The sequence below is a fragment of the Simplicispira lacusdiani genome (genome assembly GCF_003604195.1).
Lineage (GTDB): Bacteria > Pseudomonadota > Gammaproteobacteria > Burkholderiales > Burkholderiaceae_C > Simplicispira > Simplicispira lacusdiani.
In genome coordinates this window covers 216,927-243,879 of record NZ_QXGR01000004.1, presented here as the reverse complement: position 1 = coordinate 243,879, position 26,953 = coordinate 216,927, and the positions used below count along the sequence as shown (strand labels likewise).

Annotated in this window: 25 protein-coding genes; 8 read left to right on the top strand and 17 right to left on the bottom strand. The window is 67.7% G+C overall.

Annotation, left to right across the window (positions count from 1 at the left end; genetic code table 11):
* Positions 1-84 precede the first annotated feature (84 nt).
* From clsB to D8S75_RS07240, 13 genes are all read right to left on the bottom strand, one after another.
* Positions 85-1,302, bottom strand: coding sequence for a cardiolipin synthase ClsB (gene clsB / locus D8S75_RS07300; protein WP_119965471.1), 1,218 nt, complete (start codon positions 1,300-1,302; stop codon positions 85-87).
* A 1-nt stretch (position 1,303) separates the two neighbouring features.
* A complete protein-coding gene (locus D8S75_RS07295; protein ID WP_119965469.1) occupies positions 1,304-2,041 on the bottom strand; it encodes an endonuclease/exonuclease/phosphatase family protein in 738 nt (245 codons plus the stop codon).
* Between the two features lie 50 nt (positions 2,042-2,091).
* Positions 2,092-2,583 carry a dihydroneopterin triphosphate diphosphatase gene (gene nudB / locus D8S75_RS07290; protein ID WP_119965467.1) on the bottom strand — a complete coding sequence of 164 codons (492 nt, stop codon included), beginning with the start codon at positions 2,581-2,583 and terminating at the stop codon, positions 2,092-2,094.
* Positions 2,573-3,406: a CsgG/HfaB family protein gene (locus D8S75_RS07285; protein ID WP_119965466.1), complete on the bottom strand. Its 834-nt coding sequence runs from the start codon at positions 3,404-3,406 to the stop codon at positions 2,573-2,575. Before D8S75_RS07285 ends, nudB begins: the two co-directional genes overlap by 11 nt.
* Positions 3,407-3,485: 79 nt before the next feature.
* Positions 3,486-5,297: an aspartate--tRNA ligase gene (aspS, locus tag D8S75_RS07280; protein WP_119965464.1), complete on the bottom strand. Its 1,812-nt coding sequence runs from the start codon at positions 5,295-5,297 to the stop codon at positions 3,486-3,488.
* A 39-nt stretch (positions 5,298-5,336) separates the two neighbouring features.
* Positions 5,337-5,957, bottom strand: coding sequence for a DUF502 domain-containing protein (locus D8S75_RS07275; protein WP_119965463.1), 621 nt, complete (start codon positions 5,955-5,957; stop codon positions 5,337-5,339).
* A 6-nt stretch (positions 5,958-5,963) separates the two neighbouring features.
* Positions 5,964-6,248, bottom strand: a complete 285-nt coding sequence (locus tag D8S75_RS07270; RefSeq protein WP_119965461.1) for an FmdB family zinc ribbon protein — start codon at positions 6,246-6,248, stop codon at positions 5,964-5,966.
* A 96-nt stretch (positions 6,249-6,344) separates the two neighbouring features.
* Positions 6,345-7,802, bottom strand: a complete 1,458-nt coding sequence (locus D8S75_RS07265; protein ID WP_119965643.1) for a high affinity choline transporter 1 — start codon at positions 7,800-7,802, stop codon at positions 6,345-6,347.
* 92 nt (positions 7,803-7,894) lie between these two features.
* Entirely contained in the window at positions 7,895-9,463 is a 1,569-nt protein-coding gene (ubiB, locus tag D8S75_RS07260) for a ubiquinone biosynthesis regulatory protein kinase UbiB (RefSeq protein ID WP_119965459.1), read from the bottom strand.
* On the bottom strand, positions 9,460-10,023 hold the full coding sequence (locus D8S75_RS07255; RefSeq protein ID WP_119965458.1) for a ubiquinone biosynthesis accessory factor UbiJ: 564 nt from the start codon (positions 10,021-10,023) through the stop codon (positions 9,460-9,462). Before D8S75_RS07255 ends, ubiB begins: the two co-directional genes overlap by 4 nt.
* A 47-nt stretch (positions 10,024-10,070) precedes the next feature.
* Complete coding sequence (locus D8S75_RS07250; RefSeq protein WP_119965456.1) at positions 10,071-11,075, bottom strand: Tim44 domain-containing protein; 1,005 nt, start codon at positions 11,073-11,075, stop codon at positions 10,071-10,073.
* Positions 11,076-11,094: 19 nt separating this feature from the next.
* Positions 11,095-11,826 carry a bifunctional demethylmenaquinone methyltransferase/2-methoxy-6-polyprenyl-1,4-benzoquinol methylase UbiE gene (gene ubiE / locus D8S75_RS07245; RefSeq protein WP_119965454.1) on the bottom strand — a complete coding sequence of 244 codons (732 nt, stop codon included), beginning with the start codon at positions 11,824-11,826 and terminating at the stop codon, positions 11,095-11,097.
* Positions 11,827-11,970: 144 nt separating this feature from the next.
* Entirely contained in the window at positions 11,971-12,396 is a 426-nt protein-coding gene (locus D8S75_RS07240) for a gamma-butyrobetaine hydroxylase family protein (RefSeq protein WP_119965453.1), read from the bottom strand.
* 127 nt (positions 12,397-12,523) lie between these two features.
* Between D8S75_RS07240 and D8S75_RS07235 the strand changes: the two genes are divergently transcribed.
* Positions 12,524-12,940: a hypothetical protein gene (locus D8S75_RS07235; protein ID WP_232828954.1), complete on the top strand. Its 417-nt coding sequence runs from the start codon at positions 12,524-12,526 to the stop codon at positions 12,938-12,940.
* A 6-nt stretch (positions 12,941-12,946) separates the two neighbouring features.
* Here D8S75_RS07235 and D8S75_RS07230 read toward each other — a convergent pair whose 3' ends face one another.
* The 3 genes from D8S75_RS07230 to serA all read right to left on the bottom strand — a co-directional run bounded on the left by D8S75_RS07230 (position 12,947) and on the right by serA (position 18,649).
* The gene (locus D8S75_RS07230) at positions 12,947-13,375 is read right to left on the bottom strand and encodes an HIT family protein (protein ID WP_119965452.1); all 429 of its coding nucleotides are present in this window, start codon (positions 13,373-13,375) and stop codon (positions 12,947-12,949) included.
* Positions 13,375-17,292 (bottom strand): DUF3683 domain-containing protein, encoded by a 3,918-nt coding sequence (locus tag D8S75_RS07225; RefSeq protein WP_119965451.1) that lies wholly within the window; start codon positions 17,290-17,292, stop codon positions 13,375-13,377. Before D8S75_RS07225 ends, D8S75_RS07230 begins: the two co-directional genes overlap by 1 nt.
* Positions 17,293-17,419: 127 nt before the next feature.
* Positions 17,420-18,649 (bottom strand): phosphoglycerate dehydrogenase, encoded by a 1,230-nt coding sequence (serA, locus tag D8S75_RS07220; RefSeq protein WP_119965450.1) that lies wholly within the window; start codon positions 18,647-18,649, stop codon positions 17,420-17,422.
* A 279-nt stretch (positions 18,650-18,928) separates the two neighbouring features.
* Between serA and ugpB the strand changes: the two genes are divergently transcribed.
* From ugpB to D8S75_RS07190, 6 genes are all read left to right on the top strand, one after another.
* Complete coding sequence (gene ugpB, locus D8S75_RS07215; RefSeq protein ID WP_119965448.1) at positions 18,929-20,236, top strand: sn-glycerol-3-phosphate ABC transporter substrate-binding protein UgpB; 1,308 nt, start codon at positions 18,929-18,931, stop codon at positions 20,234-20,236.
* Between the two features lie 64 nt (positions 20,237-20,300).
* Positions 20,301-21,188 (top strand): sn-glycerol-3-phosphate ABC transporter permease UgpA, encoded by an 888-nt coding sequence (gene ugpA, locus D8S75_RS07210; protein WP_119965446.1) that lies wholly within the window; start codon positions 20,301-20,303, stop codon positions 21,186-21,188.
* 2 nt (positions 21,189-21,190) lie between these two features.
* Positions 21,191-22,042, top strand: coding sequence for a sn-glycerol-3-phosphate ABC transporter permease UgpE (gene ugpE / locus D8S75_RS07205; protein ID WP_119965445.1), 852 nt, complete (start codon positions 21,191-21,193; stop codon positions 22,040-22,042).
* A gap of 63 nt (positions 22,043-22,105) precedes the next feature.
* Complete coding sequence (locus D8S75_RS07200) at positions 22,106-23,113, top strand: sn-glycerol-3-phosphate import ATP-binding protein UgpC (RefSeq protein ID WP_119965443.1); 1,008 nt, start codon at positions 22,106-22,108, stop codon at positions 23,111-23,113.
* Positions 23,110-23,871, top strand: coding sequence for a glycerophosphodiester phosphodiesterase (gene ugpQ / locus D8S75_RS07195; RefSeq protein ID WP_119965441.1), 762 nt, complete (start codon positions 23,110-23,112; stop codon positions 23,869-23,871). The genes D8S75_RS07200 and ugpQ overlap by 4 nt, the downstream gene beginning before the upstream one ends.
* Positions 23,872-23,968: 97 nt before the next feature.
* Entirely contained in the window at positions 23,969-25,090 is a 1,122-nt protein-coding gene (locus tag D8S75_RS07190) for a DUF1513 domain-containing protein (RefSeq protein WP_157982600.1), read from the top strand.
* A gap of 161 nt (positions 25,091-25,251) precedes the next feature.
* On the opposite strand, the gene D8S75_RS07185 is transcribed toward D8S75_RS07190, so the two are convergent.
* A complete protein-coding gene (locus D8S75_RS07185; RefSeq protein WP_119965438.1) occupies positions 25,252-25,530 on the bottom strand; it encodes a hypothetical protein in 279 nt (92 codons plus the stop codon).
* A gap of 71 nt (positions 25,531-25,601) precedes the next feature.
* Here D8S75_RS07185 and hemA point away from each other — a divergent pair, with 71 nt between their 5' ends.
* On the top strand, positions 25,602-26,900 hold the full coding sequence (gene hemA, locus D8S75_RS07180; protein ID WP_119965436.1) for a glutamyl-tRNA reductase: 1,299 nt from the start codon (positions 25,602-25,604) through the stop codon (positions 26,898-26,900).
* Positions 26,901-26,953 lie beyond the last annotated feature (53 nt).

The window sequence follows — 26,953 nt, the reverse complement described above, 5'->3', positions numbered from 1 at the left end:
CGCCCCTGTATCGCAAGGTTTTTTGGCCTCCAGGGCATGCATGGCAAGCGCAAGCAGCTATCAAACATATAGCAAAATGTCGCCTCAGTAACGATTGCCCGTGAGCCAGAGCGCCAGCCGCATCAGCATGAAGGCCATGCGGTCGAGCGCCCGCGCGCGCCAGGAACGGCCCGCATAGCGCGCCGGGTCCAGGCTGCGGCCCTCGTGCCGCATGGCGTGGTCCAGGCGGTTGCGCAGATCGATGGCGAAATCCGCATCCTCCACCACCACGTTGGCCTCGCGCGCCAGCAGAAGGCTCAGCGGGTCGAGGTTGGACGAACCCACCGTGGCCCAGGGCCGGGCGCCCCGCGCGTCGATCACCGCCACCTTGGCGTGCAGGAAGCTGGGCTCGTACTCGTGGATCTCGACCCCGGCGGCCAGCAGCGCGCCATACACCGGCCGCGCCGCGTGGTACTGCATGAAGTATTCGTAGCGCCCCTGCAGCAGCAGGCGCACGCGCACGCCCCGGCGCGCGGCCAGCACCAGCGCGCGGCGCAGCTTGCCGCCGGGCAGGAAGTAGGCGTTGGCGATGATGACCTCCTCGCGCGCGGCGCCGATAGCACGGCGGTAGGCCTTCTCGATGCGGCTGCGGTGGCGCACGTTGTCGCGCAGCAGCAGCGCGGCGCGCATGCCGGGGCGGGCCGCGTCCTGCTTGGCGGCATGGCTGGCGGCGCTGGCCGCGCGCAGCGCCTCGATCGCCTCGGGCAGGCGGCGCTGGCTGGCGTCGCGCACGGCCTGCATGCGCCACCAGAGCTGCTCCATGGCGTCGCTGGCCACATCCACCAGGCTGCCCGTGGCCTCGACGGCGAAATCAAAGCGCGGCGCGGTCAGCCGGCCGTGGTTGGGGTCGTGGTAATCGTCCAGCACATTGATGCCGCCGCAGAACAGCAGCCGTCCATCGACCACGCACAGCTTGCGGTGCAGGCGGCGCCAGCGGTGCGGCAGCAGCAGGCCCAGCGGCCCAAGCGGCGAGTACACGCGGAACTGCACGCCCGCGGCGCGCAGGCGATCCGCCCAGTCCTGCGGCAGGCGCCCGGTGCCCACGCCATCGACCACCAGGTGCGTGTGCACGCCGCGCCGCGCCGCGCGCATCAGCGCCTCGGCCACGCTGGCGCCTTCGCCCGTGAAGTCAAAAATATAGGTTTCGAACTGGATGTCGGACCGCGCCGCGTCCATGGCGGCGATCAATGCCGGAAAAAGCTCCCGCGCGCCCTGCAGCAGGCGCACCTGGTGGTCGTGGGCGTAGTCGATCTCCTGCGCCATCTCAGAACTTGAACTCTGCGATCAGCGGCAGGTGGTCGGACATGCGCCACCAGGCGCGGCCGCGCGGCACATGCAACCCCAGCGGCGTGAGGCCGCGCGCGTAGATGTGGTCGAGCTGCGCCAGCGGCAGGCGCGCCGGGTAGGTGAAGGCGCGCGCCTCCTCGAATTCATGCAGGCCGTAGCCCATCAGCGTGCGCTTGATCTGGGGGCCCCAGTCGTTGAAATCGCCCGCCACGACCAGTGGCGCGCCCTCAGGCACCTCGCGCTCGATGAAGCGCTGGAGCTGCTCGACCTGGCGCACGCGGCTGCCGGGAATCAGCCCGAGATGCACCACGATGGCATGGATGCGGCGGCCATGCACGTCCACCTCGACGTGCAGCAGGCCGCGCTGCTCGAAGCGGTGGTCCGACATGTCCTCGTGCTGGTGGCCGATCACGGGCCAACGCGTGAGCAGCGCGTTGCCGTGCTCGCCATGGCGGGTGATGGCGTTGGTGCGGTAGACGGCCGCGTAGCCCTCGGGCGCCAGGTAATCGGCCTGGGGCAGTTCGGGCCAGCGCGGGAAATAGGCGGCCTCGCGGCGGTGCAGCTTGCGCACCTCCTGCAGGCAGACGATGTCGGCATCGAACTGCTCCACGGCCAAGCCCAGGTTGTGGATCTCCAGCCGCCGCGCCGGGCCGATGCCCTGCACGCCCTTGTGGATGTTGTAGGTCGCCACGCGCAGGATGTCGTCTTTGTCCATGGAAACATTTTCGCGCACCCGGCGATGGCGCGGAAGAACCCGCCGTGCGCCTACCCCATCCCCATGAAGCGCGGCAGCAGCAGGCAGGCCTCGGCGTTGGAGGGCGAGTAGCAGGCGTCGGCCGCCGCGCGCCAGGGCAGCCAGCGCCAGTCCACATGCTCGCGCGGGTTGAGCACCACCGGCGTGCCGGCCGGCACCTCCAGGCTGAACAGGTGCTCGGTGTTCTCGCACACGCCGGGCGCATAGCGGTGCAGCCACTGCGGGTAGATGCCGTAGACGTTCTCCAGATGCCAGTCGCGCAGGACGCAGCCGGGCGCCAGGGCGTCGATGCCGGTCTCCTCGCGCACCTCGCGCACGGCGGTGGCGCGGAAGTCCTCCTCTGGCGCATCCTTGCTGCCGGTGACGGACTGCCAGAACTCCGGCGCGTCGGCACGCCGGATCAGCAGCACGTCGAGCGCGGCGGTGTGGATCACCACCAGCACCGACTCGGGGATCTTGTACGCACGCGGCGGCGGCGGCGCCCCGCCCGGATCAGCCGCCACGGGCCTTCGGCGCGCTGGCGCGCACGGGCACTTCGGGCGGCAGCTCCTTGGCCTGCAGCGCCCGCACCTGCACCACGAGCTGGTTGTGCGCGTCGAGGAAGGCCGCCGCGATCACCTTGCCTTCGTTGGTATTGCTCCAGCCCGCTCCGGCGCCACCGCCGAGCTTGCCGAACGCAATGCCCGCCACGCCCAGGTCGGTGGTGCGCGCGGCACCCGTGGCCGCCGCCACCTGCTCGGTGGTTTCGTTGTCGGACAGCAGCAGCGCGGTCTGCGCCTCCTTGAGCTTGACCTGTTCGGCCAGCCCGATCAGGCCCGCCATGTCGCGCAGCACCGGGGTCATGGCCATGATGCCCGCCAGCCCGCGCCCGGCATCCTGCTCGCTGAAGGTGAGGCTGGGCGTCAGCGTGTACTGCGCCTCGTAGCCCTTGCCCTTGGCCACGGTGGTGTTCTTGCGCAGCACGCCCGATTCGCGCAGTTCCTGCTCCTGCAGCGTGCCGCGCAGGCCGGCGGCGCGGTCCACCACGCGGAAGCACCCGCTCTGTTGCGCCAGCAGCTTGACCAGGGGCACGGGCGAGGCCGGCAGCTGGTAGCCGCCGCCCATCACATAGCCGTTGGGGTTCTCGGCCAGGGCCAGCGTGGCCACGGGCGCATCGCAGCGCACCAGCTCGCGGGCCGCGTTCTGCGCGCCCTGCGGCCCGGCCGAGCCGGTGACCACCGAACCGCCCTGGCCCAGCTCGGTTTTCTTCTCGCCGCAGGCGGCCAGCGCCAGCACTGCCAGCAGTGCCACGCAAGAGGTTTTCAGGCAATGTCGGGCCACGTTCATCCTCGGTCGGTCAAGCGGCGCATGCGCCACAAAAAAAGGGCGCCCGAAGGCGCCCCTGATTCTGCCCCAAGGCCTGGCCTCAGGCCTTGGCCGCGTCGGGGTTGCGCAAGCGGATGTGCAGTTCGCGCAGTTGCTTCTCGTCCACGGGCGACGGGGCCTGGGTGAGCAGGTCCTGGGCGCGCTGGGTCTTGGGGAAGGCGATCACGTCGCGGATCGACTCGGCGCCCGTCATCAGCGTGATGAGGCGATCGAGGCCGAACGCCAGGCCGCCGTGCGGGGGCGCGCCGTACTGCAGGGCGTCGAGCAGGTAGCCGAACTTGGCCTGGGCATCCTCGGGCGTGATCTTGAGCGCGGTGAACACCTTGCTCTGCACGTCGGCGCGGTGGATACGCACCGAACCGCCGCCCAGCTCCCAGCCGTTGAGCACCATGTCGTAGGCCTTAGCCAGGCACTTGCCGGGGTCGGTGTCCATCAGGTCCTCGTGGCCGTCCTTCGGGCTGGTGAAGGGGTGGTGCACGGCGGTCCAGCGGTCTTCTTCCTCGTCGTGCTCGAACATGGGGAAGTCCACCACCCACAGCGGCGCCCAGCGGTTCTCGAACAGGCCGTTCTTCTTGCCGAACTCGCTGTGGCCGATCTTGATGCGCAGCGCGCCGATGGCGTCGTTGACGACCTTCTCCTTGTCGGCGCCGAAGAACAGCAGGTCGCCGTCCTGCGCGCCCGTGCGCTTGAGCACCTCGGCCAGCGCGGCATCGTGGATGTTCTTGACGATGGGCGACTGCAGACCGTCGCGGCCCTTGGCCTGCTCGTTGACCTTGATGTAGGCCAGGCCCTTGGCGCCGTAGATCTTCACGAACTCGGTGTAACCGTCGATCTCGCCACGCGACAGGCCGCCGTCTTCACGGGCGCCACCGGGCACGCGCAGGGCCACCACACGGCCGCCCTTCATGTTGGCGGCGCCGGAGAAGACCTTGAAATCCACGTCCTTCATCAGGTCGGTCAGCTCGGTGAATTCGAGCTTGACGCGCAGGTCGGGCTTGTCGGAGCCGAAGCGGAATGCGGCTTCCTGGTAGGTCATGGTGGGGAATTCGCCCAGGTCCACGCCCAGTTGCTGCTGGAACACTTCCTTGATCATGCGCTGGAAGATGGCGCGGATTTCCTCTTCGTTCAGGAACGAGGTTTCGCAGTCGATCTGCGTGAACTCGGGCTGGCGGTCGGCGCGCAGGTCTTCATCGCGGAAGCACTTGGTGATCTGGTAGTAGCGGTCGTAGCCGGCCACCATCAGCATCTGCTTGTAGAGCTGGGGCGACTGGGGCAGCGCGAAGAACTGGCCGTCGTGCACGCGGCTGGGCACGAGGTAGTCGCGCGCGCCTTCGGGCGTGCTCTTGCCCAGCATGGGCGTCTCGATGTCGATGAAGCCTTCCTTGTCGAGGAAGTTGCGCACCTGGATGGCGGTCTTGTAGCGCAGCATCATGTTGCGCTGCATGTGGGGACGGCGCAGGTCCATCACGCGGTGGGTCAGGCGCGTGGTCTCCGACAGGTTCTCGTCGTCCATCTGGAACGGAGGCGTGACGGAGGGGTTGAGCACGTTCAGCTCATGGCACAGCACCTCGATCTTGCCGCTCTTGAGGCTGTCGTTGGTCGTGCCCTCGGGGCGCGCGCGCACCAGGCCCACCACCTGCACGCAGAACTCATTGCGCACGCCCTCGGCGGTCTTGAACATCTCGGCGCGGTCGGGGTCGCAAACCACCTGCACATAGCCTTCGCGGTCGCGCAGGTCGATGAAGATCACGCCGCCATGGTCGCGGCGGCGGTTCACCCAGCCAGACAGGGTGACGGTTTGGCCCAGCAGGGCTTCGGTCACGAGACCGCAATAGTGGGAACGCATGGCCATGGCAGAACTTCCGGCGCCGTCGGGGCGCATTAAAAAGGTTTACTTGATAGTCACGGGCACGGAATCGCTGGGAGCGACCACGCCCATGGAAACGATGTAGCGCAAGGCGGCATCCACGCTCATGTCGAGTTCAACGCAGTCGCTCTTGCGCACCATCACGAAATACCCGCCCGTCGGGTTGGGGGTGGTGGGGACATAGACGCTGACGAACTCGTCGCGCAGGTAGGCCGCCACCTCGCCATTGGGGGCGCCGGTGATGAACGCCACCGTCCACACGCCCTCGCGCGGCCACTGCACCAGCACCGCGGTGCGGAAGGCGTTGCCGCTCTCGGAAAAGAGGGTATCGGACACCTGCTTGACGCTGGAGTAGATCGAGCGCACCACCGGGATGCGGCTGACCAGATGGTCGCCCCAGGCGACCAGCTTGCGCCCGGCGAAATTGCTGGTCGTGGCGCCCACCACCAACAGGATCAGCAGCGTGAGCAGCACGCCGAAGCCGGGGATGTGGAAGCCCAGCAGCTTGTCGGGATGCCATGCCTGCGGCAGGATCTGGAGCGTCTGGTCCAGCATGCCGACGATCCAATGGAGCACCGAGAGGGTGATCGCTCCGGGAACGATCACCAGCAAGCCGGTGAAAAGCCATTTACGCAAGGGCGCCATCAGGGCTCAGCTCGCGGCCGCCGGACTGGCGCTTGCGGCGGCCGGGCAGCCAGCACAGGACGCCTCCTTGGGCGCGGATTCGGTGGCGGGTGCCGGAGCGCTGGTGCTGCCGCCCCGGAAGTCGGTGGCGTACCAGCCCGAGCCCTTGAGCTGGAAGCCCGCGGCGGTGATCTGCTTGGAAAAAGCCTCGGCACCGCAGGCCGGGCAGACGGTCAGCAGGGGATCGGAGATTTTTTGCAGCACATCCTTGGCATGGCCACAGGAGCCGCATTTGTAGGCATAAATTGGCATATCGCGAGCCTGGATTGAAAGTGCAAAGCCTTCAATTATAGGCGGCCTCCCTACATTCAAGCCCGAGGCCAAGGCGAAGGCCGCGCAGACGCCGGATCAGGCCTCGGCGCTGCCTTCGTAATGGTGCACATGGCCCTTGTGGTCCGGCACGAACTGCGGCAACAGCGAACCCGCCACCATGCCCACCAGGGCCGCCAGCAGGCCGGCGAGTTGCTGCGGGAAGGCCTCGGACAGGGAAGCGCTGGCAACGAACAGCAGCCACACGCCCAGGCCGAGCGCCACCGCCATCAGGGCCCCCTGCGTGGTGGCGCGCTTCCAGTACAGGCCGAACACCAGCGGCACGAACGCCCCCACCAGCGGCACCTGGTAGGCGCCGGAGACCATCTCGTAGATGGACGTGCCCTGCATGGTGATGGCATAGGTCAGCACACAGCCGGTGAACACCAGCACGGCCACGCGCATGGCCTTGAGCGTCATGGCATCGCTCATGTCCGGGCGCAGGTTGCGCAGGATGTTCTCGACGAAGGTGGTCGAGGGCGCCAGCAGCGTGGCCGAAGCCGTGGACATGATGGCCGACAGCAGCGCGCCAAAGAAAGCGATCTGCAGGGCCAGCGGCATGCGTTCCATCACCAGCGTGGGCAGGACTTTCTGCGGATCGTCCTTGAGCAGGGCCTGGGCCGTCTCGGGCATGATCAGCACGGCCGAGGTGACGACGAACATGGGAATGAAGGCGAACAGCAGGTACAGCACGCCTCCGATTACCGGGCCCGTGCGCGCCGTGCTGGCGCTGTTGGAGGACATGACCCGCTGGAACACATCCTGCTGCGGGATGGAGCCGAGCATCATGGTGATGGCCGATGCGATGAAGAAGGACCACTCCTTCATGCCGCCATCCTGCGGAAAGAACTGGAACTTGCCTTCGCGCGCCGCGTAGTCGATCACCTTGCCGGCGCCACCGGCCAGATCGGCGGCGAACCATGCGATAGCGATCAGGCCCAGGGCGATCACGATCATCTGCACGAAATCGGTCAACGCGACCGACCACATACCGCCATACAGGGTGTAGACCAGCACCACGACCGTCCCCAGCACCATGCCCGCCGTGATGGACATGCCGCCCTGGGTGAGCAGGTTGAAAACCAGGCCCAGCGCCGTGATCTGAGCCGCCACCCAGCCCAGATAGCTGAAGATGATGATGGCCGAGCACAGCACCTCGACAGCGCGCCCGAAGCGCTGGCGGTAGTAATCCCCCAGCGTGATCAGGTTCTTCTGGTACAGCCGGTAGGCAAAGAACAGGCCCACCAGCACCAGGCACATGGATGCGCCGAACGGGTCTTCCACCACGGCACCCAGGCCGCCATCGACAAACCGCGCCGAGACGCCCAGCACCGTCTCGGAACCGAACCATGTCGCGAAGGTGGTGGCAATCACCACGGCCAGCGGCAGGCTGCGGCCCGCCACCGCATAGTCCGCAGTGTTGTGCACGCGCGTGGCGGCATACAGGCCGATGGCAATCGATGCCAGCAAGTACAGAACGATGAAGGTGACCAGCATGCGCCGCTCCGCGATCAAGGTAAGGGTTGAAACAAAACGACGCGCATTATCCGCGCAACCAGAATGCAGGGGCGTCGCACACGGCGGGCTTCCTAGAAAACCCGCACCCGCACGATCACCTGCATGGCGATCAGGCCCAGCACGAAACCGACGCCGCCATACACCAGCCCCTGCAACAAGCGGTTGGTGCGCTTCTGCTCGCGCAGCAGTTCCAGCAGCTCGCGCTGCTGCTCGTGCGAGGGCTGGCGGCGCACGTGGTCGTGCAGCAGGCGGGGCAGCGACGGCAGGATCTTGGCGTAGTGCGGCGCCTGGTCCAGCATTTCGCGCTTGAGCCGCTGCGGGCCCAGCTGTTCGAGCATCCACTTCTCCAGGAAGGGCTTGGCAGTGCTCCAGAGGTCCAGTTCGGGGTCGAGCTGGCGCCCCAGGCCCTCGATGTTGAGCAGGGTTTTCTGCAACAGCACGAGCTGGGGCTGGATCTCGACATTGAAGCGGCGCGAGGTCTGGAACAGGCGCATGAGCACCATGCCGAGCGAGATTTCCTTGAGCGGACGGTCGAAATACGGCTCGCAGACCGTGCGCACGGCCGCCTCCAGCTCGTTCACCCGGGTCTCGGGCGGCACCCAGCCGCTTTCGATGTGCAGCTCGGCCACGCGCTTGTAGTCGCGGCGGAAGAAGGCCGTGAAGTTCTGCGCGAGGTATTCCTTGTCGGACTCGGTGAGCGTGCCGACGATGCCGAAGTCGAGCGAGATGTAGCGTCCGAACGTGGCGGGCGCCAGACTCACCATGATGTTGCCGGGGTGCATGTCGGCGTGGAAGAAGCCGTCGCGGAACACCTGGGTGAAGAAGATCGTGACGCCGTCGCGCGCCAGCTTCGGGATGTCCACGCCCGCCTCGCGCAGGCGCCCGACCTGGCTGATGGGCACGCCGTTCATGCGCTCCATCACCATCACGTCGGGATGGCAGAAGTCCCAGTGGACCACGGGCACCTCGACCAGGCCCAGGCCCTCCATGTTGCGCCGCAACTGGGCGGCGTTGGCGGCCTCGCGCACCAGGTCCAGCTCGTCGTGCAGGTAGTTGTCGAACTCGGCCACCACCTCGCGCGGCTTGAGACGCTTACCGTCGGCCGAGAGGCTCTCCAGCCAGCCGGCCATCATGCGCATGAGGCTGAGGTCCTTCTCGATCACGGGCAGCATGCCGGGGCGCAGCACCTTCACCGCCACCTCGTGCATCACCCCCTGGCGGTCGCGCAGCGTGGCGAAATGCACCTGGGCGATGGAGGCGCTGGCCACGGGCTCGCGCTCGAAGCTCTCGAAGACTTCGCCGATGGGTCGCCGGAACGCGCGCTCGATGGTGGCCACGGCCACGGCCGGGTCGAACGGCGGCACGCGGTCCTGCAACAACGCCAGCTCGTCGGCGATGTCGGGCGGCATGAGGTCGCGCCGGGTGGACAGCACCTGGCCGAACTTGACGAAGATCGGCCCGAGCCGCTCCAGGGCTTCCCGCAGGCGCTGGCCGCGCGGCGCGCGCAGGTCGCGCCCCACGGAAACGATGCGCGCCAACAGGCGCAGCCAGGGCTTCTGGAAGCTGGTCAGGACCAGTTCATCGAGGCCGTAGCGCAGCACCACCCAGACGATGGTGGCGCCGCGAAAGAAGCGCTTCATGGAATGGTACGGTCCACGGACCACGCCGGGGAGCCGCCCGCCGTGCGCCCCTGCACGAAACCGCGCAGCGCCTGCACCGCGCCGCGCGCCACGCTGGCCAGGGTGTGGGCGGGCACATCGCCCAGCAGCCGCGCCAGGTCCTCCTCCAGATCCCAGCGCAGGTTGTCGGCCAGCCACTGGATGTCGCCAGCGAACTGCACGTCACCGTCGATGCGCACGGCCGGCCGGTCGCCGCGCAGCGCGGCCTGTGCCAGATCGAGGGGCGAAGCCTGGGTGACCTCCAGCCGCAGATCGGGCGTGACGCCCTCGGCGGCGATGTCGAACAGCCCAGCGGGTGTGATCCGCAGCGCCATGTAGAAATGGCGCCACTGCACCCGCGCCACCCGCCCCCGCTGCGCCACGAGGCGCTGCATGGCGGCGCTCTCCTGCATCAGCACATGGTTGAGCAGCAGCACCACGCGGTGCTGGACTTCATGCACCAGCCACTGGGGCGGCTGCGGGCCGGTGACGATGCGCTCGATCACGCTGCCCAGAAAAGAAAAAGGGGACTGTGTTGCCATAGCCCCCGATTATTCCCTGAACCGCGCCCCTTGGGCGCATGACCCTGCTATTGCAGCGCCTGAACCCCGGCCACGAGCCAGCCGGTGCGGCCGTCCTTGGGCTTGGTCATGTTCCAGACTTCGCGGAACGGGCTCGGACCGGCGGAAGGCTCTTCGCGGATCATGCCGGAGAACTCGACGCTGGCCATGTAGGCCTCGCCCAGGTCCTCGATGCCCAGGAGCTGGGCCTCGATCATGACCACGTCGGTCTGGTTGGGCTGCTCGCCGCCATGGGTTTCGCGTTCGGCCAGCTGGGCACGGATCTCGCTCAGCATGGAGTCGGTCATCATGGAGCGCAGCGTGGCCACGTCGGAACGGTCCCAGGCCGCCTGCAGCGTGATGAAGTTGCGCTTGGCCGCCTCGGTGAAGCCCGCCACGTCGAAACCCTCGGGCACGCCCCAGTTCTGCGAGCCGCCCAGGGCCGAGCCGATCATGCTGCCGCCACCCGTTGCGGGGCGCGCCGCGTCAAAAGCCATGCTGCTGCGCTCCCAAGGCCGCGCCGAGGCGTCGTTCCCGACCTTGTCGGGGCTGTAGGAGCGGGGCATCGAAGCCTCGACGGGAGCGGACGCGCCCGCGCCAGCCCCCTGGAAAGCGAACGGCGCGCCGCCCTGGGCCGCACCGCCCCCCTTGCGGGCGCGCATGACCATCTTGAAAACGGCGAAAGCGGCCACGGCCAGCAACGCGATCAGCAGGAACTGCGCAAACCCTTCGCCCATGCCCAGCGAGTGGGCCAGCCAGGCCAGGCCCAGGCCTGCCGCCAGGCCGCCCAGCATGGCGCCCCAGGGTTTCTTGGGCGCCGCAGCGGGCGCGGCCGCCGGCGTGGCGGGCTTTGCGGGGGCATTGGTGGCGCTCTGCGCCGGTGCGGCCGGCGCGTTGGGCGGCGTGGCGCTGCGCTGCGTCACGTTGCTCGATTGCTGGCCAACCGACTTGCCGCCCCCCATGCGCTTGGCTTCCACTTCGGGGGTCGACACCATCAGGAGGGCCACGAACAAGGCAGGCAAAAGTTTTTTCATGTCAGTGATCTCCTCGAATTCAGCACTTGATTCCCACATGCAGGGCCACGATGCCGCCCGTCATGTTGTGATAGTCCACATGGCCGAAGCCTGCCTGGTGCATGAGCTGCTTGAGTTCCTCCTGCCCCGGGTGCATGCGGATCGACTCGGCCAGGTAGCGATAGCTTTCGGCGTCGCCCGCGATCATCTGGCCCAGCCTGGGCAGGATGTTGAACGAATACCAGTCGTAGGCCTTGGTGAGCGGCTGCGCCACCTTGGAGAACTCCAGCACCAGCAGCTTGCCGCCGGGCTTGAGCACGCGGCACATCTCCTTCAGGGCCGCGTCCTTGTGCGTCATGTTGCGCAGACCGAAAGCCACGCTCACCACGTCGAAATGCGCGTCGGGGAACGGCAGCGCCTCGGCGTCGCACACCAGGGTGGGCAGCACCAGGCCGGCGTCGATCAGGCGGTCGCGGCCCACGCGCAGCATGGCCTCGTTGATATCGGTGTGGACCACGCGGCCCGTGGCGCCGACCTTGCGCGCGAAGGCCTTGGACAGGTCGCCCGTGCCGCCCGCGATGTCCAGCACCTGGCTGCCCTCGCGCAGGTTGGCCACCATCACGGTGTAGGCCTTCCAGGCACGGTGCAGGCCGCCGGACATGAGGTCGTTCATCACGTCGTATTTGGACGCGACTGAATCGAACACACCGCGCACGCGGCGTGCCTTGTCCTTCTCATCGACCGACTGGAATCCGAAATGCGTGGTGCTCATGGTTTGAATGCTATCTGGTATCGCGACAACCCTGCGGGCGCGTTGGTTATCGATTTTTAAACAAAAACAGCCCGAAACGCTTATGGATCAAGCGCCAAAAGCTATCAAATATATAGCGACAGAACGTTGTTCTCCGGCCATTCCTCAATGGCCGCCGCAGCCCGTGCCGGACGGGCGCGCGCCCTTGGCGGGCATGGGGGTGTCGCGGTCGGCGCCGGCAGCCTCCAGGCGGGCGAGGTAATCGCGCCAGAGTTCGTCCTGGCGCTGGCCCAGTTCGTAGAGATAGTCCCAGGAGAAGATGCCGGTGTCGTGCCCATCGGAAAAGGTGGGCTTGACGGCGTAGTTGCCCACGGGCTCCAGGTCATCGAGCGACACCTGGCGCTTGCCGGTCTGCAGCACCTCCTGGCCCGGGCCGTGGCCCGCCACCTCGGCGGAGGGCGAGTAGACGCGCATCAACTCGAAGGGGATGCGGAACGCCGCGCCATCGGAAAACACCACCTCCAGCACGCGCGACTGGCCGTGCACCGTGATCGATTGGGGGGTGGGCGCACCCGCTTTCAAACCTGCCATGGGGGAATACCTGTCAAAACAATTGCCGGGAAACCAGGCGCCATTGTCCCACCGCAGCGGCGCCGGCTGTAGCATGCACATGGAAGCCTTGGGGGGATGGGCGGGCCGCCCCCCCGGCGCCCCACCCATGCAGCCCTTCGCCATGCGCATTCTTCCCTCCCTAGCGGTCTGGTTCCTCATCCTGCTGGGCGCCATCGCCAACGGCGGGTTGCGCGAAGCGGTGCTGCTGCCGCGCCTGGGCACCACGACGGCCTACCTGGCGAGCGGCGCGCTGCTGGCGCTCCTGATCCTGGCCGTCACGCTGGGCTGCGTGCGCTGGATCGGGGTGCGCAGCCCGGCGCAAGCGCTGCGCACCGGGGCCTTCTGGCTGCTGCTGACGCTGTGTTTCGAGTTCGGTTTCGGCCGCCTGGTGCAGGGCAAGCCCTGGCCGGTGCTGCTGGAGGCCTACACCTTCCAGGACGGCAACCTCTGGCCGCTGGTGCTGCTGGTCACGCTGCTGGCGCCGCTGATCGCGCTGCGCATCCGGGGCCGGGCTGGGGCGTGAATCGCCTCAGGCCGCCCACTGCGCCAGCGCGTCGCGCAGGCTCGCATCCAGCGCCGGCAGGCGCGCGCGCAGCGCGTCTTCCTGCGCCCCGTCGCGCTCGCGCTGCGCGGCCGCCCAGACCGGAGCCGGGAAATGGCTGTCCCAGCCGAAGCGCGCGATCACGTGCCAGTGCAGGTGCGGCACCATGTTGCCAAGCGCGGCGAGGTTGATCTTGGCGGGCGCCAAATGCTCACGCAGCACGCGCTCCACCACGGTGACGGCGTCCATGCAGTGCTGGCGCGCGCCCGCGTCGAGATCGGAGAACTCGGCCACGTGCGCATTCCAGACCACGCGGTAGAACGCCGGGAAACCCGCCTCGTCGGCGCGGATCACGCGCAGGTGCTCGCCGCGCCAGACGAGCTGGCCGCCGTCGGTGTCGCACAGCACACAGGCCATCAGACCAGCACCCGCTCGATGCCGCCCTGGTTGGCGCGCTGCACGTACTCGGGCAACCAGTTCTCGCCCAGGAGCTGCTTGGCCATCTCGATGACGATGTAGTCGGCTTCGAGCAGGCCGGTCTGCAGGTCGTTGCCGTAGCGTGTGATGCCCTGCAGGCAGCTCGGGCAGCTGGTCAGGATCTTGATGTTGTCCTGCGCGCCCACGGCGCCGCTGGCGCGCAGCTGGGCCTCGCCCTTGCGGATTTCCTCTTCCTTGCGGAAGCGCACCTGGGTGGAGATGTCGGGCCGCGTGACGCCCAGCGTGCCCGATTCGCCGCAGCAGCGGTCGCTCTTGAGCACCTTGTCGCCCACCAGGGCGCGCACGGTCTTCATCGAGTCGCCCTGCTTCATCGGGTTGTGGCAGGGCTCGTGGTACAGGTAGCCCCCCTGCCCCGCCGGCAGCGTGATGCCCTTTTCCAGCAGGTATTCGTGGATGTCGATGATGCGGCAACCCGGGAAGATCTTGTCGAACTCGTAGCCCTGGAGCTGGTCGTAGCAGGTGCCGCAGCTCACCACCACGGTCTTGATGTCGAGGTAGTTGAGCGTGTTGGCGACGCGGTGGAAGAGCACCCGGTTGTCGGTGATCATCTTCTCGGCCTTGTCGAACTGGCCCGAGCCGCGCTGCGGGTAGCCGCAGCACAGGTAGCCCGGCGGCAGCACGGTCTGCACGCCGGCATGCCAGAGCATGGCCTGCGTGGCCAGGCCCACCTGGCTGAACAGGCGCTCGGAGCCGCAGCCGGGGAAGTAGAACACCGCCTCGGTCTCGGCCGTGGTGGCCTGCGGGTCGCGGATGATCGGCACGTAGTCCTTGTCCTCGATGTCCAGCAGCGCGCGCGCCGTCTTGGTGGGCAGGCCGCCGGGCAGCTTCTTGTTCACGAAGTGAATCACCTGCTCCTTGACCGGCGCCGTGCCCACGGTGGCCGGGGGGCGAGCCGTCTGCTTGCGCGCCACGCTGCGCAGCACGTCCACGGCCAGGCGCTGGGCCTTGAAGCCCACGCCCACCATGGCGGCGCGCAGCAGCTTGATGGTGTCGGGACTGGTGGCGTTGAGCATGGCCATGGCCAGCTTGTTGCCGGGCCGGAAGCTCTTCTTGCCCATCTTGCGCAGCAGGTTGCGCATGTTCATGGTGACGTCGCCGAAGTCGATCTTCACCGGGCAGGGGCTCTCGCAGCGGTGGCAGACGGTGCAGTGGTCGGCCACGTCCTCGAACTCCTGCCAGTGCTTGATGCTCACGCCCCGGCGCGTCTGCTCTTCGTACAGGAAGGCCTCGACCAGCAGCGAGGTCGCGAGGATCTTGTTGCGCGGGCTGTAGAGCAGGTTGGCGCGCGGCACATGGGTGGAGCACACGGGCTTGCACTTGCCGCAGCGCAGGCAGTCCTTCACGCTGTCGGCGATGGCGCCGATGTCGCTCTGCTGCATGATCAGCGACTCGTGCCCCATGAGGCCGAAGCTGGGCGTGTAGGCGTTGGTCAGGTCGGCGAACATCGAGGTTTCGCCATGTGCCGAATCGGCCTCCAGCGCTTTACCAGAAAGCGCTGACAGCTCCTGTTTTCGGAGCAACTTGCCCTTGTTGAAGCGGCCTTCCGGGTCCACCTTCTGCTTGTATTCGGCAAACGGCCGCAGTTCCTCGTCGGTGAGGAATTCGAGCTTGGTGATGCCGATGCCGTGCTCGCCCGAGATCACGCCATCGAGGCTGCGCGCCAGCACCATGATGCGGTCCACCGCCTCGTGCGCGGTCTGCAGCATCTCGTAGTCGTCGCTGTTGACGGGGATGTTGGTGTGCACGTTGCCGTCGCCCGCATGCATGTGCAGCGCCACCCAGACGCGGCCCTTGAGCACGCGCTTATGGATGGCCGAGGCCTCGGCCAGGATGGGCGCGAAGGCCGCGCCCGAGAAAATGGTGGCCAGCGGCGCGCGGATCTGTGTCTTCCAGCTCGCGCGCAGGGTGTGGTCCTGCAGTTGCGGGAACAGCTCGGGCACATCGCGCAGCCAGCCGGACCACAGCGCGCGCACCTCCTGCACCAGGGCCAGGGCCTGCGCCACGCGGTCCTCCAGCAGCTCGGCCGAGGGGATTTCGCTGGCGTCGTCGTGCTTGCCCAGCGGCAGGTTGCCCCGGCCGAAGAAGGCCTCCAGCTCGTCGCACAGCTTGAGCTTGTTGCGCAGGCTCAGCTCGATGTTGATGCGCTCGATGCCGTCGGTGTACTCGGCCATGCGCGGCAGCGGAATCACCACGTCCTCGTTGATCTTGAAGGCGTTGGTGTGGCGCGAGATGGCGGCCGTGCGCTTGCGGTCGAGCCAGAACTTCTTGCGCGCCTCGGGGCTGATGGCGACAAAGCCCTCGCCGCTGCGCGAGTTGGCGATGCGCACCACCTCGCTGGTGGCGCGCGCCACGGCGTCGGCATCGTCACCCGCGATGTCGCCGAACAGCACCATCTTGGGCAGGCCCCCGTGCTTCTTGCTCTTGGTGGTGTAGCCCACGGCCTTCAGGTAGCGGTCGTCCAGGTGTTCCAGGCCGGCCAGCACCACGCCCGAGCGCTTTTGCTCGGCGAACATGAAGTCCTTGATCTCGACGATGCTGGGCACCGCGTCCTTGGCGTTGCCGAAGAACTCCAGGCACACGGTGCGCGTGTGCCCGGGCATGCGGTGCACCACCCAGCGCGCGCTGGTGATGAGGCCGTCACAGCCTTCCTTCTGGATGCCGGGCAGGCCCGAGAGGAACTTGTCGGTCACGTCCTTGCCCAGGCCTTCCTTGCGGAAGGTCTTGCCCGGAATGTCCAGGCGCTCGGTGCGCACCAGGGTCTTGCCGTCGGCCTCGAAGGTCTTCAGCTCGAAGCTGGCGACCTCGGCGTCATGGATCTTGCCCAGGTTGTGGTCGAGGCGCGTCACTTCGAGCCACTGCGCCTGCGGCGTCACCATGCGCCAGCTGGCCAGGTTGTCCAGCGCCGTGCCCCACAGCACGGCCTTCTTGCCGCCTGCGTTCATGGCGATGTTGCCGCCGATGCACGAGGCCTCGGCGCTGGTCGGGTCCACGGCGAACACATAGCCGCCGCGCTCGGCCGCATCGGCCACGCGCTGGGTCACCACGCCGGCCTCGGTCCAGATGGTGGCCACCTCCCGGTCGATGCCGGGCAGGCGCACCATCTCCACCTCGGTCATGGCTTCGAGCTTTTCGGTGTTGATGACGGCGCTGCGGTCGGTCAAAGGAATGGCGCCGCCGGTGTAGCCCGTGCCGCCCCCGCGCGGGATCACGGTCAGCCCCAGTTCGAAGCAGCCCTGCACCAGGCGCGCCATCTCGGCCTCGGTGTCGGGGGTGAGCACGACGAAGGGGTACTCGACGCGCCAGTCGGTGGCGTCGGTCACGTGGCTCACGCGCGAGAGGCCGTCGAACTTGATGTTGTCGCTGGCCGTCAGCCGCCCGAAGGTGCGGCGCGCCTTGCGGCGCAGCTCGGCCACCTGCTGGAAGGAGGCGTCGAAGCGCTGCACGGCGGCGCCAGCCGCCTTGAGCAGCTCGCCCACGAGCGCGTCGCGGCCGGCGTCGCTGCCGGGAGTGCGGCGCTTCTGCACCTCGCCCAGGCGGTGCTCCAGCGCCTGCACGAGCTGGCGGCGGCGCTGCGGGTTGTCCAGCAGGTCGTCCTGCAGGTAGGGGTTGCGCTGCACCACCCAGATGTCGCCCAGCACCTCGTAAAGCATGCGCGCCGAGCGCCCCGTCCGGCGCTCCTGGCGTAGTTGCTGCAGGGTGCCCCAGGCCTGCTCTCCGAGCAGGCGGATGACGATTTCGCGGTCCGAGAAGCTCGTGTAGTTGTAGGGGATCTCGCGCAAACGCACGGGCTCGGGGGCCTGCGCCATGAGGGCGGCCAACGCGGTGGGAGCATTCATTCGGTGAACCTGGGAAAGGGCGGTGCGCCCAGTGGCCTGGGGAACTCGGAATCGCTGATTTTAGGAAATCGGCGCGCGGGCCGCTGGAGCCGGCGCGACAAGGCCGCCGCCGGGCGGCCCTGGGGTACTAGAACAGCACGCGGCAGCGCAGCGTGCCCGGCACCTGCTGGAGCTTCTGCAGTGCCAGCTCGGACGATTCGGCGTCGATGTCCATCACCACGTAGCCGATGGCCTCGTTGGTCTGCAGGTACTGGGCCGAGACGTTGATCTGGTTGTCGGAGAACACGCGGTTGATCTCGGACATGACCCCCGGCACATTGCGGTGCACATGCAGGATGCGGTGCTTGCCGCGCTGCGCGGGCAACGCCACCTCGGGGAAGTTGACCGAGGAGATGGTGGTGCCGTTGTCGCTGTACTTGACGAGCTTTTCCGCCACTTCCAGCCCGATGTTGGCCTGGGCCTCCAGCGTGGAGCCGCCGATGTGCGGCGTGAGGATGACGTTGTCCAGCCCGCGCAGGGGCGAGACGAATTCGTCCTTGTTGGTGCGCGGCTCGACCGGGAACACGTCCACGGCCGCGCCCAGCAGCTTGCGCTCCTTGAGCGCCCGGGCCAGCGGCTCGATCTCGACCACGGTGCCGCGCGAGGCGTTGATGAAGATGGCGCCAGGTTTCATGGCGGCGATCTCGGCCGCGCCGATCATCCACTGCGTGGAGGGCAGCTCGGGCACATGCAGGGTCACGATGTCGCTCTGCGCCAGCAGCTCTTGCAGGCCGGCCGCCTGGCGCGCGTTGCCCAGCGGCAGCTTGGCCACCACGTCATGGAACAGCACCTGCATGCCCAGCGCCTCGGCCAGCACCGAGAGCTGCGAGCCGATGGCGCCGTAGCCGATGATGCCCAGCGTCTTGCCACGCACCTCGAAGGCGTTGTCGGCCGTCTTGAGCCAGCCGCCCCGGTGCGCCACGGCGTTCTTCTCGGGCACGCCGCGCAGCAGCAGGATGGCCTCGGCCAGCACCAGCTCGGCCACGGAGCGGGTATTGGAGTACGGCGCGTTGAACACGGCGATGCCACGTTCCCGCGCGGCGTTCAGGTCCACCTGGTTGGTGCCGATGCAGAAGCAGCCGATGGCCACGAGCTTGTGGGCATGGGCCAGCACCTCGGCCGTGAGCTGGGTGCGCGAGCGGATGCCGATGAAATGCACATCGGCGATGCGCGCGATCAGCTCCTCCTGCGGCAGCGCGCCGGAAACGGATTCGATCTGGCTGTAGCCGGCGGCCTGGAGCACCTGCAGGGCCGAGGGGTGCAGGCCTTCGAGCAGAAGGAACTTGATCTTGCTTTTGTCCAGCGATGTGGGGCTCATGGCGATCCTGTGTCAGCGAAGCGCGGGCCACCGACTGCGGGCGCCCGGCTTCAAAAGCTTGGCGGGGCATCCTAGCATGGTGCAGCGCACAAAACCGCCTTCTGGAGAGGCGCCACTACCCGCATCAGGGGCAAACATCCACCCCTGCACCAAGGGGTTTACCCGCTGGAGAAAGCAGCCCGGCATGGTTAAAAAGTCCATCTTCATGACAGACATGTTTCTGTCACGCGGTCGGCCTACGATCCGGCGCTTATCCATATCCGTGCGAGGAGGTTCCCCATGAAATTCCAATCCCTGGCCCTTTGTGCCACCCTGGCCCTGCTGGGCAGCACCGCCGCGCGGGCCCAGACAGAAATCCAGTGGTGGCACTCCATGACCGGCGGCCTGAACGACTGGGTGGTCGACATCGCCAACGGCTTCAACGCCAGCCAGAAGGACTTCAAGATCGTGCCCACCTACAAGGGCACTTATGACGAATCGATGACGGCCTCGATCGCCGCCTTCCGCGCCGGCAACGCACCGCATGTCCTGCAGGTCTACGAAGTGGGCACAGCCACCATGATGTCCGCCAAGGGCGCCATCGTGCCGGTGGGCAAGGTCATGCAGAACGCCGGCTACAAGTTCGACCCCAAGGCCTACATTCCGGCCGTGGTGGGTTACTACACCTCGCCCAGCGGCGAGATGCTGAGCTACCCGTTCAACAGCTCGACCACCGTGCTCAACTACAACAAGGACCTGTTCAAGAAGGCAGGCCTGGACCCGAACAAGCCGCCGAGCACCTGGCCCGAGCTGGTGTCGGCCGCCGCCAAGCTCAAGGCCTCGGGCGTGGCCTGCCCGTTCACCACCAGCTGGCAGGGCTGGACGCAGCTGGAGAGCTTCTCCACCTGGCACAACACGCTGTTCGCCACGCAGAACAACGGCTTCGGCGGCACCAGCGCGCGCCTGGCCTTCAACAGCCCGCTGCATGTGCGCCACATCGAAAACCTGTCCAACATGGCCAAGCAGGGCCTGTTCCACTACCGCGGACGCGGCAACAAGGCCGACGCCCCCTTCTATTCGGGCGAGTGCGCCATGGCCACCGCCAGCTCGTCCACCTACGCCAGCATCAAGAAGAACGCCAAGTTCGACTTCGGCATCGCGCCCCTGCCCTATTACCCGGACGTGCCCGGCGCCCCGCAGAACACCGTCATCGGCGGTGCCTCGCTGTGGGTCATGGCAGGCAAGAAGCCGGCCGAATACAAAGGCGTGGCGCAGTTCTTCCAGTACCTCACCAACCCCGAGGTGCAAGCCGCCAGCCACCAGCGCACCGGCTACCTGCCGGTCACCATGGCCTCGTTCGAGCTGACCGAGAAATCCGGCTTCTACAAGCAGAACCCCGGCACCGACACCGCCGTGAACCAGATGGTCCGCAAGACCACCGACAAGTCGCGCGGCGTGCGCCTGGGCAACTTCAACCAGATCCGCGCCATCATGGACGAGGAACTGGAGCAGGTCTGGGCCGGCAAGAAGTCCGCACAAGAAGCACTGGACGCAGCCGTCAAGCGCGGCAACGAACAGCTCGAACGCTTCCAGAAGGCCAACAAGTAGGCATTTCGCCGGGACCTGCGCGGCCGGGCCTTCGCCCGGCCGTTTTTGATGAAAGAGAGCTGACTTGACCACGGAAAAACGGGTGCGATTCAAGAGCTGGTGGCTTCCGGCGGCGCTGCTGGCACCACAGGTGGCGGTGATCACCGTGTTCTTCTTCTGGCCCGCCGCGCAGGCGCTGGTGCAGTCGCTGCAGCAGCAGGACGCGTTCGGCGCGTCGGTCGAATGGGTGGGCCTGGAGAACTTCCAGCGCCTGCTGCAGGACGAGAGCTACATCGCCTCGTTCCAGACCACGGCGGTGTTCTCGGTGCTGGTGGCCGTGCTCGGGCTGGTGCTCTCGCTCGCGCTGGCGGTGTTCGCCGACCGCGTGGTGCGTGGCGCCGCGCTCTACAAGACGCTGCTGATCTGGCCCTACGCCGTGGCGCCCGCCGTGGCCGGGGTGCTGTGGCTGTTCATGTTCGCGCCCTCCATCGGCATCGTGAGCTACGCGCTGCGCCAGGTGGGGGTGGAGTGGAACCATCTGCTGAACAGCAACCAAGCCATGGCGCTGATCGTGTTCGCCGCCGTCTGGAAGCACATCTCCTACAACTTCCTGTTCTTCCTGGCGGGGCTGCAGTCGGTGCCCAAGTCGCTCATCGAGGCCGCCGCCATCGACGGCGCGGGGCCGTGGCGGCGCTTCTGGAGCATCGTCTTCCCGCTGCTCTCGCCCACCACCTTCTTCCTGCTGGTGATCAACATCGTCTATGCCTTCTTCGACACCTTCGCCATCGTGGACGCCACGACCGAGGGCGGCCCCGGCAAGGACACGGCCATCCTGGTCTACAAGGTGTATTACGACGGCTTCAAGGCGCTGGACCTGGGCGGCTCGGCCGCGCAGTCGGTGGTGCTGATGGCCATTGTGGTGGTGCTCACCGTCATCCAGTTCCGCTACGTGGAACGCAAAGTGAACTACTGATCATGGTTGAACGCCGCCCCCTCGCCACCGCCATTTCGCACCTGGTGCTCATCCTGGGCGTGATCGTGGTGGCCTTTCCGCTCTACATCACCTTTGTGGCCAGCACGCACACCGCGCATGAGATCGTGCAGGTGCCCATGCCGCTGCTGCCCGGCCCGCATCTGATCGAGAACTACACCCACGCCATCAACGGCACCAGCGGCAGCGCGGCCTCCACCGCGCCCGTGGGCCGCATGATGGCCGTGAGCCTGGTCACCGCACTGGTCATTGCCATCGGCAAGATCGCCATCTCGCTGCTGTCGGCCTTTGCCATCGTCTATTTCCGCTTTCCGGGGCGCATGTTCTTCTTCTGGGCCATCTTCGTTACGCTGATGCTGCCGGTGGAGGTGCGCATCGGCCCCACCTACCAGGTGGTGTCGGATCTCGGCATGCTCAACAGCTATGCGGGCCTGACGGTGCCGCTGATCGCCTCGGCCACGGCCACCTTCCTGTTCCGCCAGTTCTTCCTGACCGTGCCCGACGAGCTGGTGGAGGCTGCGCGCGTGGATGGCGCCGGGCCCATGCGCTTTTTCTGGGACGTGCTGCTGCCGCTGTCGCGCACCAGCATCGCGGCGCTGTTCGTGATCCAGTTCATCTACGGCTGGAACCAGTACCTCTGGCCGCTGCTGGTGACCACCGACGAATCCATGTACCCCGTGGTCATGGGCATCAAGCGCATGATCTCGGGCGGCGACGCCGCCAACGACTGGAACATCGTCATGGCCACGGCCATCCTGGCCATGATCCCGCCCGCGCTGGTGGTGCTGCTCATGCAGAAATGGTTCGTGAAGGGCCTGGTGGACTCTGAAAAATAAGAAAAAATCGACTCAAAGCCTTATCCATAAAGCGCCTTCAGCTATCAAAGAAATAGTAAAAACATGGCTTCCATTTCCCTGCGCAACCTCGTCAAGCGCTACGGCCACGGGCCCAAGGCCAACCAGGTCATCCACGGCGTGAACGCCGAGATCCAGGACGGCGAGTTCATCGTCATCGTCGGCCCCTCGGGCTGCGGCAAGTCCACGCTCTTGCGCATGGTGGCGGGGCTGGAGGACATCTCGGGCGGCGAGATCGCCATCGGCAGCCGCGTGGTCAACACCCTGGAGCCGGCCGAGCGCGACATCGCCATGGTGTTCCAGAACTACGCGCTCTACCCGCACATGAGCGTGTTCGACAACATGGCCTACGGCCTGAAGATCGCCAAGGTGCCCAAGGACGAAATCAAGGCCCGCGTGGACAAGGCCGCCCGCATCCTGGAGCTGTCGCACCTGCTCGAACGCAAGCCGCGCGAACTCTCGGGCGGCCAGCGCCAGCGCGTGGCCATGGGCCGCGCCATCGTGCGCCAGCCGCAGGTGTTCCTGTTCGACGAGCCGCTGTCCAACCTCGACGCCAAGCTGCGTGCCCAGACGCGCCTGGAGATCCAGAAGCTGCACCGCGAACTCGGCATCACCAGCCTGTTCGTCACCCACGACCAGGTCGAGGCCATGACGCTGGCGCAGCGCATGATCGTGATGAACGCCGGCAACATGGAGCAGTTCGGCACGCCCGAGGAGGTCTACCACACGCCCGCCTCCACCTTCGTCGCCAGCTTCATCGGCTCGCCGCCCATGAACCTGCTCAAAAACGCGCCCGGCGGCCAGCCCGGCCAGATCCTGGGCATCCGCCCCGAGCACCTGGACGTGCGCGCCGAGGGCGGCTGGGAGGTGCGTGTGGAAACCGTGGAGCTGCTGGGCGCCGAGCGCCTCATCTACGGCCGCCTGGGCGCCGAGCAACTCGTGGTGCGCGTGGAGGAAGGCGCCCCCGCCCCCCGCGCCGACGACCTGATCCGCGTGCTGCCCCGCCCCGACCGCCTGCACGCCTTCGACGCCGCCAGCGGAAAGCGCCTGTGACGCCCCCCTGGCCCTACCCCCGCTGGATCGCCCACCGCGGCGCCGGCAAGCTCGCGCCCGAGAACACCCTCGCCGCCTTCCGCGTGGGCGCCGGGCACGGCTACCGCATGTTCGAGTGCGACGTGAAGCTTTCGCGCGACGGCGTGCCCTTCCTGATGCACGACGCCACGCTGGAGCGCACCACCAACGCCACGCAGGCCCTGGGCCCCGGCGCCAGCCCCACCGGCGGCGACCATGGCTGGGAGGCGCTGGCGCGGCTGGACGCCGGCGGCTGGCATTCGCGCCAATACGCCGGCGAGCCGCTGCCCACCCTGGAGAACATCGCGCGCTTCTGCCGGGCCAACGGCCACTGCCTGAACATCGAGATCAAACCCACGCCGGGGCTGGAGGAAGCCACGGGCCGCATGGTCGGCGAACACGCGGCGCGGCTCTGGCAGGGGCAGGTGCCGCCGCTGCTCTCGTCGTTCCAACCCTCGGCCCTGGCCGGCGCACAGGCCACGGCGCCGCAGCTGCCGCGCGCGCTGCTGCTCGACACCCTCTGGGACGGCTGGCTGGACACCGCGCGCCAGCTGGGCTGTGTGGCCATCGTCTGCAACCACAAGCTCTGGGACGCCGCCCTGGTGCGGCGCACCCATGCCGAGGGCTGGCGCGCCCTGAGCTACACGGTGAACGACGAGGAGGCCGCCCAGCGCCTCATCGCCCTGGGCACCGACGGCATCATCACCGACCGCGTGGACCTGTTCGCTCCCGCCGGCTGACCGGCACGCGCTGCGGGGACGGCCGCGCGCGCATCTTGCGACACGTCAATGCAAATCAATCTCATTTGCTGTATTGTTCGGTGTTTTGATCGACCTTGTGAGAACCATCTTGGACCGCCGCCATTTCCTGCTGCAGCTCAGCGCCGCCCTCGGAACCGCTTCCCTTCCCGCCCTGGCCCGGGCCCATGCCGAGGGCAGCGCCATGCGCGTGGCCGGCGGCTGGCGCATGAACGAGCGTGAATACCAAATCGGCGCGCTGCGCGTGGACTGGGCCCAGGGCCGGGTGGCCACGCAGTTCGCGGTGACGGTGCCCACGCTGCCGCACGCCATCGTGCCCGAGCCGGGCGGCGGCTTCCTGGCCGTGGCCACGCGCCCCGGCAGCTGGCTGGTGCGCGCCGATGCCGAGGGGCGCATCAGCCACCGCCTGTCCATGGCCGACGAGGGCGACCGGCGCACGCTCGACGGCCACGTCATCGCCAGCCTGGATGGGCACTGGCTCTATACCGGCGAAACCGACTGCCAGACCGGCGAAGGCTGGGTCAGCGTGCGCGACGCGCGCGACCTGCGCAAGGTGGCCGAGCACCGCACGCACGGCATCGACCCGCACCAGATCCTGGTGGACGCACAGGGCCGCCTGGTCATCGCCAACGGCGGCATCCCGCGCGACGCGGCCGGCGACAAACGCGACCTGGAGCGCATGAACCCCGAGCTGGTGCTACTGAACCCCGAGAACGGCGAAAAGCTCGGCGCCTGGAGCCTGCGCGACAAGCGCCTGGCGCCGCACCACATCGCCTGGAACCGCCCGCTCGCAGGCGGCCCGGTGCTGCTGGGCATCGGCCTGCAGGCCGAGCACGACGACCCGGCCAAGCGCCGCGACGCACCGCTGCTGGCCGTGTGGGACGGCAAGGAATTGAAAGTGCCGAGCTACATGGTGGCCGAGGGCTACGCCGGCGACGTGGCGGCCGGCCCCAACGGCGGCTTCGTGCTCACGGCGCAGCGCGCCAACCGTATCGTGCTGTGGCAGCCGCAGGAGCCCGCCAAGCTCACCACCATCGGCAACGTGCAGAACCCCTGCGGCCTGTGGCCCCTGGACGACGCCCCCGGCGTGGCCGTGGGCGGCGGGCGTGGCCTGGCGCGCTGGCACCCCACCGAGCCCGCGGGCATGCTGCGCTGGCCCGAGGGCATGGCGGCCGGCAACCACTGGGCTGTACTGGGGTAGCTCCCCCCTGAGCCGCTGCGCGGCTTCACCCCCTCTCTCGCTACGCTACGCTTCGCGGGAGGGGGACGCACCCAATGGCCGGGCAAAGCCCGTTCCACGGGTGCCCTGGCGGCCCCTTGGATACGCCGTATCGAAGAAAAAGCGCCGCCAGCGCCCCGAGTTCAGCTCTTCCAGCCGCGCCGCAGCAGCCACTGACAGGTGGCGGTGGCCAGCACCAGGGCGGCGTAGGTCAGGGCCTTGCCGTCGCGGCCCAGCAGCCACAGGCCGGCCAGCAGCACGGCGCAGCCAACTATGAAAACGATAGCTGCTTGCGCCCACCAGCTAAGCGCTGGGCCCGAATTTCGCATCAACAATCGGCTGCCCGGCACCAGCAGCAAGGCCAGTGCGGCCGCGGGGGCGGCGAAGTTGAGCAGGTGGTTGAGGGCGGCCAGCGGGTCCATAAAAATGACGTAAATCAAGACTTGTGCAGTCGGCGATACCCCGTACACGCAACGATTTTATAATCCGGCGCATGTCTGTCTGGGCCTTGGGCATCAACCACACGACCGCGCCGCTCGATCTGCGCGGCCGTTTCGCGTTCGCGATCGACCAGATCGCGCCCACCCTGCACGGTCTGCGCCAGGCCCTGCACCAGGCCGGCCCGCAGCGCGAGGTGGAAACCGCCATCATCTCCACCTGCAACCGCACCGAGATCTACTGCGCCGGCGACCAGCCCGCGCTGGACCACACGCTGGGCTGGCTCGCCCACAGCGGCGGCGTCAGCACCGAGCTGCTGCGCTCGCATTCCTACGTCCTGGAAAACGGCCCCGTGGCACGCCATGCCTTCCGCGTGGCCAGCGGGCTTGATTCCATGGTGCTGGGCGAAGCCCAGATCCTGGGCCAGATGAAGGACGCCGTGCGCGCCGCCGAAAGCGCGGGCGCGCTGGGCTCCACTCTCAACCAGTTGTTCCAGCGCAGCTTCGCCGTGGCCAAGGAGGTGCGCACCAGCACCGAGATCGGCGCGCACAGCATCAGCATGGCCGCCGCCGCCGTGCGCCTGGCCGGCCAGCTGTTCGAGGACCTGGGCAAGACGCGCGTGCTGTTCGTCGGCGCGGGCGAGATGATCGAACTGTGCGCCACGCACTTCGCCGCGCGCAACCCCAAGCAGATCGCCATCGCCAACCGCACGCTGGAGCGCGGCGAGAAGCTCGCCGTGCGCTTTGGCGGCGAGGTGATGCGCCTGGCCGACCTGCCCGACCGCCTGCACGAATTCGACATCGTGGTGAGCTGCACCGCCAGCAGCCTGCCCATCGTGGGCCTGGGCGCCGTGGAGCGCGCGCTCAAGAAGCGCCGCCACCGCCCCATGTTCATGGTGGACCTGGCCGTGCCGCGCGACATCGAGCCCGAGGTCAAGCAGCTCGAAGACGTCTACCTCTACACCGTGGACGACCTGGCCAGCGTGGTGCAGACCGCCCAGGCCAACCGCCAGGCCGCCGTGGCGCAGGCCGAGGCCATCATCGACGCGGGCGTGCAGAGCTTCATGCACTGGATGGACCAGCGCCACCCCGAGCACGGCGTGGTGCCGCTGATCCGCCAGATCCAGGACCAGGCCGATGCCTGGCGCGCCATCGAGATCGACCGCGCGCGCAAGCGCCTGGCCAAGGGCGAGGACATCGACACCGTGCTCGACGCCCTCTCGCGCGGCCTGGCGCAGAAGATGCTGCACGGCACCCTGGCCGAGTTGCGCGCGGGCGACGCCAGCACGCGCGAGCAGACGGCGCGCACCGCCTCGCGCCTGTTCCTGCGCTCGCAGAGCAAGAACACGCTGTAGCGGCGCCCACCGCCGCTTTTCATCCAGCCAAATTGGCCTTTGGCGCTTATCCG

What these genes read in the sequence shown, in the direction of transcription:
- clsB (WP_119965471.1), bottom strand. Translation starts at nt 1,302, where the DNA reads ATGGCGCAGGAGATCGACTACGCCCACGACCACCAGGTGCGCCTGCTG.
- D8S75_RS07295 (WP_119965469.1), bottom strand. Translation starts at nt 2,041, where the DNA reads ATGGACAAAGACGACATCCTGCGCGTGGCGACCTACAACATCCACAAG.
- D8S75_RS07285 (WP_119965466.1), bottom strand. Translation starts at nt 3,406, where the DNA reads ATGAACGTGGCCCGACATTGCCTGAAAACCTCTTGCGTGGCACTGCTG.
- aspS (WP_119965464.1), bottom strand. Translation starts at nt 5,297, where the DNA reads ATGGCCATGCGTTCCCACTATTGCGGTCTCGTGACCGAAGCCCTGCTG.
- D8S75_RS07275 (WP_119965463.1), bottom strand. Translation starts at nt 5,957, where the DNA reads ATGGCGCCCTTGCGTAAATGGCTTTTCACCGGCTTGCTGGTGATCGTT.
- D8S75_RS07270 (WP_119965461.1), bottom strand. Translation starts at nt 6,248, where the DNA reads ATGCCAATTTATGCCTACAAATGCGGCTCCTGTGGCCATGCCAAGGAT.
- D8S75_RS07265 (WP_119965643.1), bottom strand. Translation starts at nt 7,802, where the DNA reads ATGCTGGTCACCTTCATCGTTCTGTACTTGCTGGCATCGATTGCCATC.
- ubiB (WP_119965459.1), bottom strand. Translation starts at nt 9,463, where the DNA reads ATGAAGCGCTTCTTTCGCGGCGCCACCATCGTCTGGGTGGTGCTGCGC.
- D8S75_RS07255 (WP_119965458.1), bottom strand. Translation starts at nt 10,023, where the DNA reads ATGGCAACACAGTCCCCTTTTTCTTTTCTGGGCAGCGTGATCGAGCGC.
- D8S75_RS07250 (WP_119965456.1), bottom strand. Translation starts at nt 11,075, where the DNA reads ATGAAAAAACTTTTGCCTGCCTTGTTCGTGGCCCTCCTGATGGTGTCG.
- ubiE (WP_119965454.1), bottom strand. Translation starts at nt 11,826, where the DNA reads ATGAGCACCACGCATTTCGGATTCCAGTCGGTCGATGAGAAGGACAAG.
- D8S75_RS07240 (WP_119965453.1), bottom strand. Translation starts at nt 12,396, where the DNA reads ATGGCAGGTTTGAAAGCGGGTGCGCCCACCCCCCAATCGATCACGGTG.
- D8S75_RS07235 (WP_232828954.1), top strand. Translation starts at nt 12,524, where the DNA reads ATGCAGCCCTTCGCCATGCGCATTCTTCCCTCCCTAGCGGTCTGGTTC.
- D8S75_RS07230 (WP_119965452.1), bottom strand. Translation starts at nt 13,375, where the DNA reads ATGGCCTGTGTGCTGTGCGACACCGACGGCGGCCAGCTCGTCTGGCGC.
- D8S75_RS07225 (WP_119965451.1), bottom strand. Translation starts at nt 17,292, where the DNA reads ATGAATGCTCCCACCGCGTTGGCCGCCCTCATGGCGCAGGCCCCCGAG.
- serA (WP_119965450.1), bottom strand. Translation starts at nt 18,649, where the DNA reads ATGAGCCCCACATCGCTGGACAAAAGCAAGATCAAGTTCCTTCTGCTC.
- ugpB (WP_119965448.1), top strand. Translation starts at nt 18,929, where the DNA reads ATGAAATTCCAATCCCTGGCCCTTTGTGCCACCCTGGCCCTGCTGGGC.
- ugpE (WP_119965445.1), top strand. Translation starts at nt 21,191, where the DNA reads ATGGTTGAACGCCGCCCCCTCGCCACCGCCATTTCGCACCTGGTGCTC.
- D8S75_RS07200 (WP_119965443.1), top strand. Translation starts at nt 22,106, where the DNA reads ATGGCTTCCATTTCCCTGCGCAACCTCGTCAAGCGCTACGGCCACGGG.
- D8S75_RS07185 (WP_119965438.1), bottom strand. Translation starts at nt 25,530, where the DNA reads ATGGACCCGCTGGCCGCCCTCAACCACCTGCTCAACTTCGCCGCCCCC.
- hemA (WP_119965436.1), top strand. Translation starts at nt 25,602, where the DNA reads ATGTCTGTCTGGGCCTTGGGCATCAACCACACGACCGCGCCGCTCGAT.